Source organism: Streptomyces sp. NPDC101110 (assembly GCF_044759525.1).
Lineage (GTDB): Bacteria > Actinomycetota > Actinomycetes > Streptomycetales > Streptomycetaceae > Streptomyces.
In genome coordinates, this window is sequence record NZ_JBIVZM010000011.1 from 240,401 (window position 1) to 255,677 (window position 15,277).

The 15,277-nt window shown below is 70.1% G+C and carries 7 protein-coding genes; all 7 read left to right on the top strand.

Annotated elements, in window-relative coordinates; translation table 11 throughout:
• The first annotated feature begins 181 nt into the window (after positions 1 to 181).
• The 7 genes from ACIQU3_RS25680 to ACIQU3_RS25710 all read left to right on the top strand — a co-directional run bounded on the left by ACIQU3_RS25680 (position 182) and on the right by ACIQU3_RS25710 (position 15,277).
• Positions 182 to 5,398 carry a family 43 glycosylhydrolase gene (locus ACIQU3_RS25680; RefSeq protein ID WP_403927922.1) on the top strand — a complete coding sequence of 1,739 codons (5,217 nt, stop codon included), beginning with the start codon at positions 182 to 184 and terminating at the stop codon, positions 5,396 to 5,398.
• 453 nt (positions 5,399 to 5,851) lie between these two features.
• Positions 5,852 to 9,022: a putative bifunctional diguanylate cyclase/phosphodiesterase gene (locus ACIQU3_RS25685; protein ID WP_403738524.1), complete on the top strand. Its 3,171-nt coding sequence runs from the start codon at positions 5,852 to 5,854 to the stop codon at positions 9,020 to 9,022.
• Positions 9,023 to 9,142: 120 nt separating this feature from the next.
• A complete protein-coding gene (locus ACIQU3_RS25690; RefSeq protein WP_403927924.1) occupies positions 9,143 to 12,376 on the top strand; it encodes an amino acid adenylation domain-containing protein in 3,234 nt (1,077 codons plus the stop codon).
• On the top strand, positions 12,373 to 13,164 hold the full coding sequence (locus ACIQU3_RS25695) for a leucyl/phenylalanyl-tRNA--protein transferase (protein WP_403738530.1): 792 nt from the start codon (positions 12,373 to 12,375) through the stop codon (positions 13,162 to 13,164). Before ACIQU3_RS25690 ends, ACIQU3_RS25695 begins: the two co-directional genes overlap by 4 nt.
• A 237-nt stretch (positions 13,165 to 13,401) precedes the next feature.
• Positions 13,402 to 13,806 carry a two-component system response regulator gene (locus ACIQU3_RS25700; RefSeq protein ID WP_403738533.1) on the top strand — a complete coding sequence of 135 codons (405 nt, stop codon included), beginning with the start codon at positions 13,402 to 13,404 and terminating at the stop codon, positions 13,804 to 13,806.
• Positions 13,806 to 14,180 carry a response regulator transcription factor gene (locus ACIQU3_RS25705; RefSeq protein ID WP_102909533.1) on the top strand — a complete coding sequence of 125 codons (375 nt, stop codon included), beginning with the start codon at positions 13,806 to 13,808 and terminating at the stop codon, positions 14,178 to 14,180. Before ACIQU3_RS25700 ends, ACIQU3_RS25705 begins: the two co-directional genes overlap by 1 nt.
• Positions 14,177 to 15,277: a HEAT repeat domain-containing protein gene (locus ACIQU3_RS25710; RefSeq protein ID WP_403738538.1), complete on the top strand. Its 1,101-nt coding sequence runs from the start codon at positions 14,177 to 14,179 to the stop codon at positions 15,275 to 15,277. The genes ACIQU3_RS25705 and ACIQU3_RS25710 overlap by 4 nt, the downstream gene beginning before the upstream one ends.

The following is a 15,277-nucleotide window of genomic DNA, read 5'->3' on the forward strand; positions in this document are numbered from 1 at the left end:
GAACCTCTTGACGCTGCCCCGGGCGTCGGCTGAAACTCTCGCAACACGCGTCACCTGCGTGTAACAGCGGGCCCACGGCACGGACTTGCCGTCGCCTCGTCGTCTCCGCGTTCCGCTCCGCCTTGTCCGTCATCAGCCCTGCCCGTCATCAGCCATGCCTCAACAGAGGACCTCACACGACATGACGCACGTCGCACGACTTCGCAGCCGCGCGAGACGCCTGGCGGGCCCTCTCGCCGGACTGACCGCCGCGTCGGTGCTGCTCACTCTCGCCGGCCCCGCCGTCCCCGCGCAGGCGGCCCCGCAGGCACCGGTGGCCGAAGCAGCGGACCTCACCGACGGCCTCGCCCTGTGGTACGAGCTCGACGCCGGCTCCGGCGCCACCGTGACCGACGCCTCCGGCAACGGCCGCGACGGCACGGTCAGCGGAACCGCCGACTGGTCGGCCTCCGGCCAGGGTCTCGCCTTCAACGGCTCGGACACCTACATCAAGGTGCCGGACGACGTCATGAAGGGCATGAACGCGATCACCGTCTCCATGGACGTGCTGATCGACCCCGCCCAGAGCACGCCCTACTTCCTCTACGGATTTGGCAACACCAGCGCGGGCAGCGGCAACGGCTACCTCTTCACCACGGGCAACTCCTTCCGCACCTCCGTCGCGACGGGCAACTGGTCGACCGAGCAGACCACCAAGCCCTCCGACTCCCACAACCTGACCCGCGGCGTGTGGAAGCACATCACCTACGCCCAGAGCGGCTCCACCGGCGTGCTCTATGAGGACGGCGTCGAGGTCGGCCGCAACACCTCGGTCACGACGACGCCCGGCGCCGTCGGCTCCGGCACCACCAAGGCCAACTACATCGGCAGGTCCGTCTACGACGGCGACAAGCTCTTCAAGGGCCGGATCCGCGACTTCCGCGTGTACGACCGCGCACTGGACGGCCCGGAGGTCGAGCAGCTCTCCCTCCCCGTCGCCACGCAGGGCGTCGCCGACGACAAGGAGGTCCTCAGCCTCGGTGACACCAGCGGCGTCACCGCTGACCTGGACCTGACGAAGACCGGACCGGCGGGCGGTTCCGCCATCACCTGGGACAGCGACAACCCGTCGGTCGTCTCGGACACCGGCAAGGTGACCCGCCCCGCGGCCGGCTCACCCGAGGGCCGCGCCACGCTCACGGCGACCCTGAGGAAGGGCACCGTGACCGGCACCAAGACCTTCGACGTCACGGTCCGGCCCGCGCTGGACGACGTCGCCGCCACCCGCGAGGCCGCCGAGGCGCTCACCGTCCACAACCTCGACGACGCCCGCGGCAACCTCACCCTGCCCGGGAGCGGCAAGTACGCCACGACCGTCACCTGGTCCTCCGCGAATCCGGACGTCGTCACCGCGGGCGGCGAGGTCCACCGTCCCGCGCACGGCGACGGCGCCACCACCGTCGAGCTGACCGCCACCGTCACCAAGGGCGGGGCGAAGGCGACGCGCGTCCTGACGGCCAAGGTGCCCGAACTGCCCGCCGAAGCAGCCCTCAAGGGCTACATGTTCAGCTACTTCACCGGCGAGGGCACCTCGGACGGTGAACAGCTCTACGCCGCCCTCAGCAAGGGCAACGACCCGCTGCACTGGCGCGAGCTGAACGACGGCAAGCCGGTCCTCACCTCGACCCTCGGTGAGAAGGGCCTGCGCGACCCGTTCATCATCCGCTCCCCGGAGGGCGACAAGTTCTACCAGATCGCCACCGACCTCAGGATCTACGGCAACGGCGACTGGGACGCCTCCCAGCGCACCGGCAGCAAGTCCATCATGGTCTGGGAGTCCACCGACCTGGTGCACTGGACGAACCAGCGCCTGGTCGAGGTCTCACCCGACAGCGCCGGCAACACCTGGGCGCCGGAGGCGTTCTACGACGCCGAGCGCGGCGAGTACGTGGTCTTCTGGGCGTCGAAGCTGTACGACAACGCCGACCACTCCGGCGACACGTACAACCGCATGATGTACGCCACCACCCGCGACTTCCACACCTTCAGCGAGCCCAAGGTGTGGATCGACCGGGGCTACTCGGTCATCGACTCCACGATGATCCGGCACGATGGCACGTACTACCGGCTGTCCAAGGACGAGCGGAACAACACCTCTTCCACCCCCAACAGCAAGTTCATCTTCGAGGAGAAGAGCGACTCGATCCTGAACCCGTCCTGGACCGCCGTCGCCGAGGGCATCGGCAAGGGCGCGATGAACGCCGCCGAGGGACCGCTGGTGTTCAAGTCCAACACCGAGGAGAAGTGGTACGCGTTCCTCGACGAGTTCGGCGGCCGCGGCTACATCCCGTTCGAGACGACCGACCTCGACTCCGGCACCTGGACCCCCTCCACCGGCTACGACCTGCCCGCCGAACCCCGCCACGGCACCGTGCTGCCGGTCACCCAGGCCGAGTACGACCGGTTGCTGCGCGCCTACCAGCCCGACCGGATCGTGAAGAGCGTCGAGGACGTGTCGGTGAAGACCCGGGTCGGCGACGCCCCGGTCCTGCCGGCCACGGTGATCGCCGAGTACGCCGACGGCGTCAAGCGGCCCGTCTCCGTCGACTGGGAGGACGTCCCGGCGTCGGCATACGACCGTCCCGGCACCTTCACCGTCAACGGCAGTCTGCCCGACGGCGCGGCGATCCCGGTCCGGGCCGAGGTCACCGTGTCCGACGAGGGACCGGACGTCCCGGCCGGCCTGCTCCTGCACTACGCCTTCGACGAGACCGGCGGCAGCATCGCCCGCGACTCCAGCGGCCACGGCTACCACGGCACCTATGTACGCACGCCCGACTTCGGCGCCGGGGTCGACGGCGGCTCGTTCAGGATGTCCGGCGACTCGTCGAACTCTCCGTACGTGAGGATCCCCAACGGTGTCCTGAAGGACGCCGTCAGCGTGACGGTGTCGACGTACGTCAAGTGGCAGGGCGGCAGCAGCTTCCAGTGGCTGTTCGGGCTCGGCCCCGACAGCGACAAGTACCTGTTCGCCACCCCCTCCAACGGCGGCTCCAGTCTCTACTCGGCCATCACCAAGGCCAGTTGGTCGGCGGAGTCGAAGCTGACGGCCGGCTCGCAGCTCACCCCCGGCCGGTGGCGGCACGTCACGGTCACGCTGGACGGCGCCACCGGCACGATGGTCCTCTATGCCGACGGCGTCGAGGCGGCCCGCACGACCACCACCGTCAAGCCGTCCGAGCTGTACAGCGCGGCCAAGGACCACAGCGGCTACATCGGACGCTCCCTGTACGCGGCCGACCCCTACTTCGGCGGCGAGGTCGACGACTTCCGCATCTACGACCGGGCCCTCACCGGCACCGAGGTCATGAAGCTCAGCGGCAACACGGCGGGCATCGCCAAGGTGACGCACCCCGCGCTCAAGGTCGACGCGCTGGTCGACAACGCGAGCGGTTCGATCACCCTGCCGATGAAGACGGGCACCGATCTCACCGCGCTGGCACCGCAGTTCACGCTCGCCGAGGGCGCGACGATCAGCCCCGCCTCCGGCAGCACGCACGACTTCACCGAACCGGTGACGTACGAGGTCACCGGATCCGACGGCAAGAAGCGCACTTGGAGGGTCTCGGCGCTGATCATGAAAACTCCGGCCCTGCCGGGTCTGAACGCCGACCCGAACATCGTGCGCTTCGGCGACACCTTCTACCTCTACCCGACGACCGACGGCTTCGAGGGCTGGAGCGGCACACAGTTCAAGGCCTGGTCCTCCACGGACCTGGTCCACTGGAAGGACCACGGCGTCATCCTCGACCTGGGGCCGGACGTCAGCTGGGCGGACAGCAGGGCCTGGGCCCCGGCGATCACGGAGAAGGACGGCACGTACTACTTCTACTTCTGCGCCGACGCCAACATCGGCGTGGCCGTCTCCGACTCGCCGACCGGCCCCTTCAAGGACGCCTTGGGCAAGCCCCTGCTGAAGGCCGGTGACTTCCGCGGTCAGATGATCGACCCGGCGGTCTTCACGGACGACGACGGCAAGCAGTACCTCTACTGGGGCAACGGCCGCGCCTATGTCGCCCCGCTCGGCGACGACATGACCTCCGTCGACACCGCGCGGGTCGAGGACATCACCCCGAGCGGCTACAACGAGGGCACCTTCGTCATCAAGCGCAAGGGCACCTACTACTTCATGTGGTCGGAGAACGACACCCGGGACGAGAACTACCGCGTCGCCTACGCGACCGGCCCCTCGCCCACCGGCCCGTGGACCGAGCGGGGCGTGATCCTGGAGAAGGACCTCTCCCTGGGCGTCAAGGGCCCGGGCCACCACTCCGTCGTCCACGTCCCCCACACCGACGACTGGTACATCGCCTACCACCGCTTCGCCATCCCCGGCGGTGACGGCACGCATCGCGAAACCACCATCGACAAGCTGGAGTTCGGCTCCGACGGCCTGATCGAGAAGGTCGTCCCGACCCTCGGCGGCATCGACCCGGTCACCGTCGTCGACGCCGGGCCGGACGCCACCGGCACAGAGGGCGAGGCGATCACCCTCGCCGGCACCGTCTCCGGGGCGGGCACCCCCGAGTGGACCGTCCAGGACGGCGCCCCGTGCACCGTCCAGGAGCCGACGGCGGCCCGGACGACCCTCACCTGCACGGACGACGGCACCTTCCGGGTCACCCTGACCGGCGGACGCGGCACCGACACGGCGACCGTCGAGGTCTCCAACGCCACCCCGTCGATCACGTCCGCGACAGGCCCCGGCTCGCCCGTCGCGGCGGGCAGGACCGCCGTCGTCACGGTTTCCTTCGACGACGTGGGCACCGCGGACCGCCACACCTGCGAGGTCGACTGGAAGGACGGCGGCAAGCCCGCGACCGGCACGGTCACCGCCTCCCGCTGCCGCGCCGCACACGTCTACGACGAGGCGGGCATCCACCGCCCGGTCGTCACCGTCACCGACGACGACGGCGGCGCGGACAGCGCCACCCTCCCGGAACTGATCGTCTACGACCGGGCCGCCGGACCCGTGGCCGGCGCCGGCACGATCACCTCGCCGGCCGGTGCCTACCCGGCCTCGCCGAGGCTGACCGGCAAGGCGGCGTTCACCCTGGGCGCCGAGTACCGGAAGGGAGCGACCGTCCCGACCGGCAAGGCCACGTTCGTCTTCGGACCGGCCGGGCTCACCTTCCGCTCGACCGGCTCCGACTGGCTCGTGGTGAACGGCTCCAGGGCCGTCCACCAGGGCTCCGGAACGGTCGGCGGCAAGAGCGGCTACGCCTTCAGAGTCACGGCCACCGACGACCCGGACACCTTCCGCATCAAGATCTGGAAGAAGTCCACCGGCGATGTCCTCTACGACAACAGGACCGGCGCCGGGACGAAGGGCGCCGTCACCATCGGACACCGCCGATAAGAACGTGCGTCGAGCGGCGGGGAAGGCCAACTACCAGAAGGAGAGCAGGACCTGCGACAAAGGCAGAGCACAGGCCTTCACGCTTCCCTGAAGAGCCGATAGTCGCGGAGAGCGGACCCGGTCTCCGCGACCTGCATTTTCACGCAAGTCGTGGTAGTACGCGAGGTGAAGCGGTCATCTCGCTGCTCGCGTGCGAGAAAGAGCAATCCAGGTAAGCTGGATGAGGGCACGGCGATGTCTCGGAACAGAAGGAGCCCGCATAACGGTGACCGTGTATACCGGAGACCATGTCCACCGGAAATCGCGTTCACAGGCGATCAGGGTCGAGTTTCGGCCCGGGGCCCGGAGAATTCTCCTTCATGAGCTCGGCCGAGAGGCCTCTCCGTCGCCGTCCGGTGTCGTTCGCCCAGCTCGACCCGCCCGCCAAGTGGTCCTCTCAGGAGGTTAGTCGGGATGAACGGACGACTGCGAAGCCAGGCTGCGATGGTCGCCGTCAGCGCATGTATCGTCGTGCTGACGGCGTTGTACTACGCATTCCCGGAAAAGCGGCTGCTCTTCGTCGCCATAGGAGTGACCGGCGTCATCGGTATCCTCCTTGGTGTCTTTCTCAACCATCCGGCGCATCGACTCCCCTGGCTGTTGCTTGCCGCAGGAAACTTCGCCTTCGCCGCGGGCCAGGCGACCCAGATCATTCTCATCGAGATACTCAATGAAGACATCCCCTTCCCGTCCATCGCCGACGGCTTCTATCTCGCGGCATATCCGCTCTATGCGGCGGGACTGCTGGGCTTCGCGCACTGGCGCACGAGTTGGCGCGACCGGGCGAACCTCGTCGACGCGCTGACACTGACCGTCGGCCTGGCGTTGCTGTCGTGGCTCTTTCTCATCGATCCGTACGCCCGCGCGGAGGGTCTCACCTGGGTGCAGAAGGCGTTCGCCATCGCCTATCCGCTCGGCGACATCCTCGTCCTGGCGATGCTGCTGCGGCTGCTCGTCGGCCGTGGCGGCAAGAGCCGCTCGCTCATGCTGCTCACCCTGGGCACCGTCGGCCTGCTCACAGCCGACGTGCTGTACGGCCTGATCCAGCTGAACGGGACGTGGCGCACCGGGAGCGCGGTCGAACTCGGCTGGGCCGTCCTGTACGGCGCCTGGGCCCTTGCTGCGCTCCACCCGTCCATGCGCCTGCTGACGCAGCCGCTGCCATGGCGGGCCGAGACCGGCACGGGCCGGCTGGCCCTGCTCACCCTGGCGTCGCTCATCGCGCCCGCCATCCTCCTGACGGAGGCGGTGCGCGGCGTGAGGTCCAACGTCGGGGTCATCGGCGTCTTCTCCGCGGTGCTCTTCCTCCTCGTGCTCTACCGCCTGGCGGGGGTGGTGGCGACCCACCGGCGGGCGGTCGGCCGGGAGAAGGCCCTGCGCGACGCGGTGTCGTCGCTGGGCGGGGCCGGCGAGCTGCGGGACGTGGCCGCAGCAGTCCACTCCGCGGTGACGCAGCTGATGCCGGTCGGCTCGCCCCGCTCCGCGCTGCTCACCCTGCCGGACACCACACTCTGGGTGAACGGGGCCCACAGCGTCCTGCGCGGGCCCCTGGCCACGCGGGCGACCACAGCCGTACGGGAGCTGATCGCGTCCGGCGAGAACCGCCTGGTGGCCCTCGACGGTGTGGGACCCGTCCTCGTCGACCACCTCGCGGTGGAGGCTGCCCGCAAGGACCACGCGCTGGTCTGCCGTCTCGCCGCGCAGGGCCATCCCTCGGACGATCCGCTGATCGGCGTGCTGGTCGTGGCCGGGGAAGAGCACGACCTGCTGGTGCTCCGGGACACGCTGGTGACGCTCGCCGCGCAGGCCGCGCTCGCCGCGGAACGGGTCACCCTGGCCCATGAGGTCAACCGGCGCAACAGCGAGATGTACTTCCGCACGCTGGTGCAGAACGCCTCCGACGTCATCCTGATCCTCGACGAGGACGACCGGGTCCGCTACGCCAGCCCGTCCGCCGACCAGGTGCTCGGACTGCCGGACCTGGAGGGCACCCTCCTCGTCGACCTGGTGCCACCGCAGGACAGCCGCGCGGTGGTCGAGACGCTCGGCCGGATACGCAGGGGCGAGCCGCAGACCGGGCGCGAGCACTGGCGCGTGGTCCGCGCCGACCGCTCGTCCATCGAGGTCGAGCTGAAGTGGAGCGACCTGCGGGAGGAGGCGACCGTCGGTGGAGTGGTGCTCACGTTGCGGGATGTGACCGAACAGCGCAAACTCGAACGCGAACTCACCCACCAGGCGTTCCACGACTCCCTGACCAATCTGGCCAACCGCGTGCTCTTCCAGGACCGGGTCAACCACGCCCTGGCGCAGGCTCAGCGCGACGGCACGGTGGTCGGCGTGCTCTTCATCGACGTGGACGAGTTCAAGGTCGTCAACGACATCCACGGTCACGGGGTGGGCGACGAACTCCTGGTCGCGCTGTCACTCCGGTTGCAGACCACCGTGCGTGCGTCAGACACCGCCGCGCGCATCGGCGGCGACGAATTCGCCCTGCTCGTGGAAGGCTCCGTCGGGATAGAGGGCGTGGAGCGTTTCACCGAACACGTGATGACCGTGTTCGACGAACCCTTCCGGCTCAGTGTGGGGCCGATGAGCACATACGCCAGCATCGGCGTGGCGACGACGGAGGACAGCATCGACTCGGTCGAACTGCTGGCACACGCCGATCTCGCGCTGTACTCGGCGAAGACGGCGGGCAAGCGTCAGTGGCGCCGCTACCACCCGGAGCTGCAGAGCGGCATGGCCGAGCGCGCCAATTTGCAGGAGGCCCTGGACAATTCGTCGATCGAGACGTCGTTCCTGGTGCTCTACCAGCCCATCGTGGAGCTGACCACTGGTCAGATCGCCGGCTTCGAGGCGCTCGTTCGCTGGCCCCACTCCACGCGTGGCATGGTGCTGCCGGAGCAGTTCATCACGCTGGCCGAGGAGAGCGGGCAGATCGTCCCCCTCGGCGCCTGGGTGCTCGACCAGGCCGCGGCCGAGGCGGTCCGCTGGGAGGGCTCCGTCCGACGCGACGGGACGACCGGCCGCAAACCGCCGTACATCAGCGTGAATGTGTCGCCGCGGCAGTTCCGGGACGACGACTTCTACAACGTGGTCCGGCGTGCCCTGGATCTCTCGGGCATCGAACCGTCGTCTCTCGTACTGGAACTGACCGAGAGTGTGCTGATGTACAACGACGAGCGTATTCTGGGCGAGATGAATGCCCTCACCGAGCTCGGCATTCGTATTGCGATCGACGATTTCGGAACGGGCTACTCGTCGTTGAGCTATCTGCGTGAGTTCCCCATCTCCATACTCAAGATCGACAAGTCGTTCGTCGACGAACTCGGGCGATCGCCGGAGCAGTACGCGCTCGTCGAGGGCATCGCACACCTCGCGGACACGCTCGGCCTCACGGTCATCGCCGAAGGGGTGGAGAACGTGAGGCAGCAGGAGTTGCTGATCTCCATGGGCTGCCGGTTGGCGCAGGGCTATCTCTTCGCGGAACCGGTCAGTGCCGAGGAGGCGGGGCAACTGGTCCTCGCACCGCCGCTCGGCCGCCTGGCCGAATTGCCCGTGAGGCCCGCCGAAAGGAAGCAGTGAGGGCGGCGGTCCTTTCCCGCCAGGAGCGCAGATCGTGCTCCGTATGACGCCGCGCGAGGCAGGAGGCTCGAGGTGACGGAACGTGATCCTCGGACGGCAGAGTCGGTTGCACCGTGCGTCGTGCTGCGCAACGACGAGGAGCAGTACGCGATCTGGCCCGCAGACCGCCGGATACCGGCCGGGTGGCACCGGATCGGCGGACCGGAGTCCGACACGGGGTGCGGGGCTCTGGTCGAGCGCCTGTGGACCGACATGCGGCCCGCGAGCGCCCGCGCCGAGCGGCCGGCGGAGTCCTGGCCGGGCAGCGTGCCCGAGCTGGTGCGGGAGCGAGCGCGGCGTGAGCCGTCCGCTCTCGCGGTGCTCTCGGACGACGGCCGGCTCAGCTACGCCGAGCTGAGCGACCGCGCCGACCGGCTCGCCGACCGGTTGCGGGAGTGGGGCGTCGGCCCGGAGTGCGTCGTCACCGTGTGCCTGGACCGCGTGCCCGAGCTGATCGTCACCCTGCTGGCGGTACTGGGATCCGGAGGCGCGTTTCTGCCCCTCGACCCGGCGACCCCGCCGCAACGGATGGTCACACTGATCGGTGAGACCGGTTCACGCCTCGTCGTCACGAGTCGCGAGCACGCCCCGGTCTTCGACGGGTGCGAGGCACGGGTCGTCCACGCCGAGGCGGCCGGGGAACCGGCTGCACAGGCGCCGCCGGAGGCGCCGCGGCCGGCACCCGGCCCCCGCCCGGACGACCTCGCCTACGTGATCTACACCTCCGGTTCCACCGGCCCGCCCAAGGGAGTGATGATCAGCCACCGGTCGCTGGCCCACTCCCTCACGGCGGTGGTCCGGGCCTACGAACTGACGCCCTCCGACCGGGTGCTGCACGCCGCGGCGCTCGGCTTCGACACCTCACTGGAGCAGATCTTCGCCACGCTGATCAGCGGCGCGACGCTCATCCTCGCGGGAACCCCGACGTGGGCGCCCACCGATCTGCTGCGCCGCCTGCCCGAGTTCGGCATCACCGTCGCCGACCTGCCCCCCGCGTACTGGCACCGGGTGGTCTCCGTCGCGGACCGCGGCGAGATGCTCGCGTCGCTGAGACTCACCATCGTCGGCGGCGAGATCGTCACCGCGAAGGACTGCCGCGCCGTTCTGCGCAAGATCCCCGGCGTACGGCTCGTCAACGCCTACGGGCTCACCGAGACCACCATCACCTCCACGCTCTGCGAACTGAACCAGGAAGTGCTCGCCGCGCCGGACACCGCCGTCGCCCCGGTCGGCCGGCCCCTGGAGGGCAGTCACATCCATGTGCTCGACGCCGACCTGCGCCCGGTGCAGCCGGGCGAGCGGGGCGAGATCTACATCGGTGGGCAGGGGCTGGCGCGCGGCGTCTGGCGGCAACCCGCCCTGACCGCACGGCAGTTCCTGCCCGATCCGCACGGCTCCGCGCCCGGAGACCGCATGTACCGCACCGGGGACCTGGGCCGTCGGCGCCCGGACGGCAACCTGGAGGTGCTGGGCCGGGTCGACGACCAGATGAAGATCCGCGGGTTCCGGGTCGACCCGGCGGAGATCGAGGCCGCGCTCGTCTCCCGCCCGGAGATCGGCCAGGCGATGGTGGTGGCCCGGACGCGGGACAACGGCGACCGGGACCTGGTCGCCTACTACACGCCCGCCCCGCCGCCGGCCGGCGGAGATGCGGCGCAGCCCGGACGGCTGCGGTCGGCACTCAGCGAGGTCCTGCCGGGCTACATGATCCCGGCCGCCTTCCACGCGGTGGAACGGCTGCCCGTCGCGCCCAGCGGAAAGCTCGACCGCAAGGCCGTACCGGAATCCGGGGCCGTGCCGCCGACGGCCGACGCCGACGACCGTCCGGTGGTGCAGGGGATGGCACAGCTGTGGTGCCAGATCCTCGGTGTGGACTACGTCCGTCCGCACGACGACTTCTTCGAACTGGGCGGCAACTCGCTGCTGGCCATGGAGATGCTCGCCCGGACCCGCGTCATCTTCGGCATCGGCGTCACCCAGATCCGCGACCTGACCCGTTCACTGCTGCGGCAGCCGATGCTCGCCGCGTTCGCCGAGTCCGTGCGCCAGGCACGCGCCGGCACGCTGACCCGCCCGGGCGGTTTGAGCGTCGACTTCGCCTCGGAGACCGGTCGGCGCATTCCGGAGGTGGGCCGCCACAAGCCGGCTCCGGATCACCGACGCTCCGGCGACGTCCTGCTCACCGGGGCGACGGGGTTCTGCGGCGCCCACATGATCGACGAGCTGCTGCGCAGCACGACGGGCCGGATCCTCTGCCTGGTCAGGGCCTCGGACGAGCAGCACGGCATGGAGATGATCCGCGCGAGCCACCAGCGGTACGTCCGCAGGGATCTGTCCAGCACGCGCGTCCAGCCGGTCGTCGGCGACCTGGGCAAGCCCGGACTCGGGCTGCCTCCCGGCAGGTTCGAGGAGCTGGGATCGACCCTCGACGCCGTCTACCACTTCGGCGCCCAGGTCAACTTCATCTACCCGTACCACGAGTTGCGCGCGGTCAACGTCGACGGAACCTACGAGATCATCCGCCTCGCCGCCGGCCGGGGCGTCCCCGTCCACTTCGCCTCCAGCATGGCGGTGCTCGCCGGACTCGGGCCGGCCGGCGTGCGCGAGGTCACGGAGAGCACGCCGCTGGGCTTCCCGGAACACCTGTCGGTGGGATACGTGGAGAGCAAGTGGGTCGCCGAGGCGCTGCTGAAGAAGGCATCCGACGCGGGACTGCCGGTCGCCGTCTACCGTCTGATGGACATCGCGGGCAGCAGCGGAACCGGCGTGATGAACACCAACAGCGAGATGGCCGCCCTCTTCGGCTTCATCGCGCGGACCGGTCTGTGCCCTGACGTCCCGCTGCCGCTGGACTTCCTGCCGGCCGACTGCCTCGTCCGCGCGATCGGGCACATCTCCACCCGCCGTCCGCCGCGCGGCGAGGTGTATCACCTCACCAACCCCCGTCCCGCACTGCTCGGTTCGCTGGCCGAGCGCATGCGGCAACGGGGATACCCGGTCCGGGAGATCCCGTACGCCGAGTGGATCGCCGCTTTGGTGAAGTATGCGGCCGGGCACCCCACCGACGCGATAACGCCGTTCGTCCCGCTCTTCGTCGACCTGTGCCACGGCGCCGACATCACGGTGAGCGAGATGTACTTCCAGGGGATCTTCCCGGAGTTCACCCGCGACAACGCCGAGCGGGCACTGGCGGACGCCGGGATCGGCATTCCGCCCGTGGACGCGCAGATGATGGACCACTTCATCGACTTCCTGCAACAGGCCGAGCAGGTGGGGCCGGTGGCCCACCGGGGGCAGGGAGCGGCGCGTTGGTGAGCCGATGCCCCGGCTGGGAGGCGCTGAACGTGCTGGAAGCGGCGCCCGACGGTCCGGTGGCGTTCTCCGCCGACCTCAGCCCCACCGGCCTCCTGGCGGCGTACCGGGCCGGGGTCTATCCGTTCCCGGCGTCCGACGAGTACACCCGTGCCCTCAACGAGGTGGTCTTCGCCGATCAGGTGCAGGAGGGCCGCATCCCGCTGGTGGGGGAGGAGGAGCCGGCCGATCCCTTCGCCGTTTCCTGGTGGTCACCCGACCCCAGGCCGGTGCTGCCCGTCTCGGCCGCGCACCTCAGCCGCAGCCTCGCCCGGCGGCTGCGCAACGGGCTGTCGTGGTCGACCAGCCTGGATCAGGGGTTCGAGCGGGTCGTCCGCGCATGCCGTGGCGACCGTGTCCCGCTGTGGCTCACCGACGAGCTGATCGCAAGTCTGGTCCGCCTGCACGAGCTGGGTCATGCCCACAGCGTCGAGGTGTGGGAGGACGGCGATCTGGTCGGCGGGGTCTTCGGCCTCAGGATCGGACCGGTCTTCAGCATGGACTCGATGTTCTTCCAGCGGCCCGGTGCGTCGAAGGTCGCGGTGAGCGACCTCGCCGCGCGTTTCGCGCAAGCCGGCGGCGAGCTCCTGGACGCGCAGCGGGACAGCCCGCACGTCCATGATCTCGGCGGCGTCCTCATGCCGCGAGATCAGTACGTGCGACGCCTTCGCAGCAGCGCGAGCGAAAGTCTCCCGATGCCCACCGCCACATTGCCCGCCCGCCGCCTCGTCAGGACCGCGGGAGCCCGCTGACCTCGTTCGTCGCGCCGCCCCCTCGCCCGGATGCAGACGCCCCGTCCCAGCGGCTCCGAGCGAGGGGGCGCCGGGGGCCGGCGGCTCCGCGTGACGGGCGCCGGGTCCTCGGGTGCGGCGCACGCCTCGGACCGGTCTGCCCCGCCTTCGACGGGCCGCGTGCCCGAGTGGGGCCAATGAGGCATATGTGGTGAAGGTTAACTAAGGGTTCTAATGTGTGACTGACAGTTCCACTTCGTGGACAGGACGGTGATGTTCTCACCTCGCGTACTCGTCATCGACGACGACCAGGATGTGAGCGCTCTGCTGGAGCGGCACTTCCGCGAGCGGGGATGCCCCGTGGCCGTCGCGCACTCGGGCGAAGAGGGGCTCGACCTCGCCTTCGCCGACCCGCCGGACATCGCGGTCGTGGACGTGATCCTGCCCGGCATCGACGGACGGGAGGTCGTCCGCAGACTGCGGGCGGACGACCGGACGAGGAGATGCCGTCTCGTCGTCACCTCGGTGCTCGACCCGGACGATCTGATCGGCCTCGCGGACGAGGTGCTGCCCAAGCCGTTCCGGCAGTCGGCCGTGGTGCGGCTCGTTGACTCCTACCGGAGCTCTGTGGCCCAGGAGTCCCAGGAGTCCCAGGAGGAGTAATGGCTCATGTCCTGATCGCTGACGACGACGCGGACATCCGGGATCTGGTGGCGTTCAAGCTGACCCAGAGCGGTCACCAGGTCACGGCCGTGGAGGACGGCATGGCGGCGCTCCGGGCAGCGCGTGAGAACACGGTGGACCTGGCACTGCTCGACATCCGGATGCCGGGCATGTCGGGGCTGGACGTATGCCGGGAGCTGCGCGCCACGGCCCAGACCGCGACACTCCCCGTCATCATGATCACCGCCCGGTCCCAGGAAGCGGACGTCGAGGTCGGCTTCGCGGCGGGAGCGGACGACTACATCATCAAGCCGTTCAGCCCGCGAGAGCTCTCCAGCAGGGTCACCGCGGTGCTCAATCGGGTGGAACGGTGATTTCCGCCGGCATCGTCCGCGGCGCGCTGCTGATCCTGCTGGCCGTCGTCCTGGCGCTGGGCCTGCTGATCATCGGCAACCGTTTCGTCCGCCGTCACCGGGAGCGCAGACGCGAGCGGATCGCGGCACCGGTGCGCGGCTCCCTGCTGCAGCTCCTGTGCGCGGAGGAGGACGAGCAGGCCGAACTGCTGAACCGGCTCGCACAGACCGACCGGCGGACCTGGGCCGCCCTGGAGCCGACCCTCACCGCGCTGCTCGGCAAGGTCGCCGGTGGTGCCCGCACGGCGCTGGTCCGCCTGTACGAGCTGCGCGGGGCCGCCGTGGACGCCGTCGCCGAGCTGTCGAGCCGCAGCGCGGTCCGGAGAGGGCGCGCCGCGCAGGTGCTCGGTCAGCTCGGCCACCGCCCCGCCGCCCCGTCGCTGTGCCGTCTGCTGGCCGACCACGATCCCGAGGTACGCCTGGCCGCCACCCGGGCGCTGGGCCGGTGCGGAGGGCCGGAGGCCGTGTCGTACCTGCTGGAATCCCTCCACGGACCGCGGGCCGTGCCGCCCGCCGCGGTCACCAGGGCGCTGGTCGCCCTGGGGCCGGAGGCACAGCGGAGTGTGGCCGCGGGACTGGAACACCCGCAACCCCTCGCCAGGGCCGTGGCCATCGAGGTCCTCGGCGCGACCGGCGTGGTCTCCCGTACGTCCGACATCGCCCGTGCCCTGCGCGAGGACCCCCAGATCGAGGTCCGCGTCAAAGCGGCACGTGCGCTGGGCAGACTGGGCATGCCCGAGGGCCTGGAGCCGCTGCTGGCGGCCGTCCGGCCCGGTCAGCCGGTCGCCCTGCGCATGGTGGGCGCCGGGGCCCTCGGCACGCTGGGAGCCGTCGCCGCGACGGGTCCGCTCGCGGAGCTGCTGGGCGACCCCGACCGGCATGTGGCCGCCACCGCGGCTCGTGCGCTGTTGCAGCTCGGCCCGGAAGGACGGGCCGAGCTGCACGCGGCGGCCGACGACCGCTCCAGCGAACCGGCCGCCGCCCAGGCCAGAGCCGTGCTCGCCGAATCGGCGGTCGGGGCCGCCCGCCAGGACGTCCGCGCGGAGGTGGCGCTGTGA

Bases quoted from the DNA above. Each gene is read 5' to 3' on its own strand.
- ACIQU3_RS25705 (WP_102909533.1), top strand. From the start codon at position 13,806: ATGGCTCATGTCCTGATCGCTGACGACGACGCGGACATCCGGGATCTG.
- ACIQU3_RS25685 (WP_403738524.1), top strand. From the start codon at position 5,852: ATGAACGGACGACTGCGAAGCCAGGCTGCGATGGTCGCCGTCAGCGCA.
- ACIQU3_RS25680 (WP_403927922.1), top strand. From the start codon at position 182: ATGACGCACGTCGCACGACTTCGCAGCCGCGCGAGACGCCTGGCGGGC.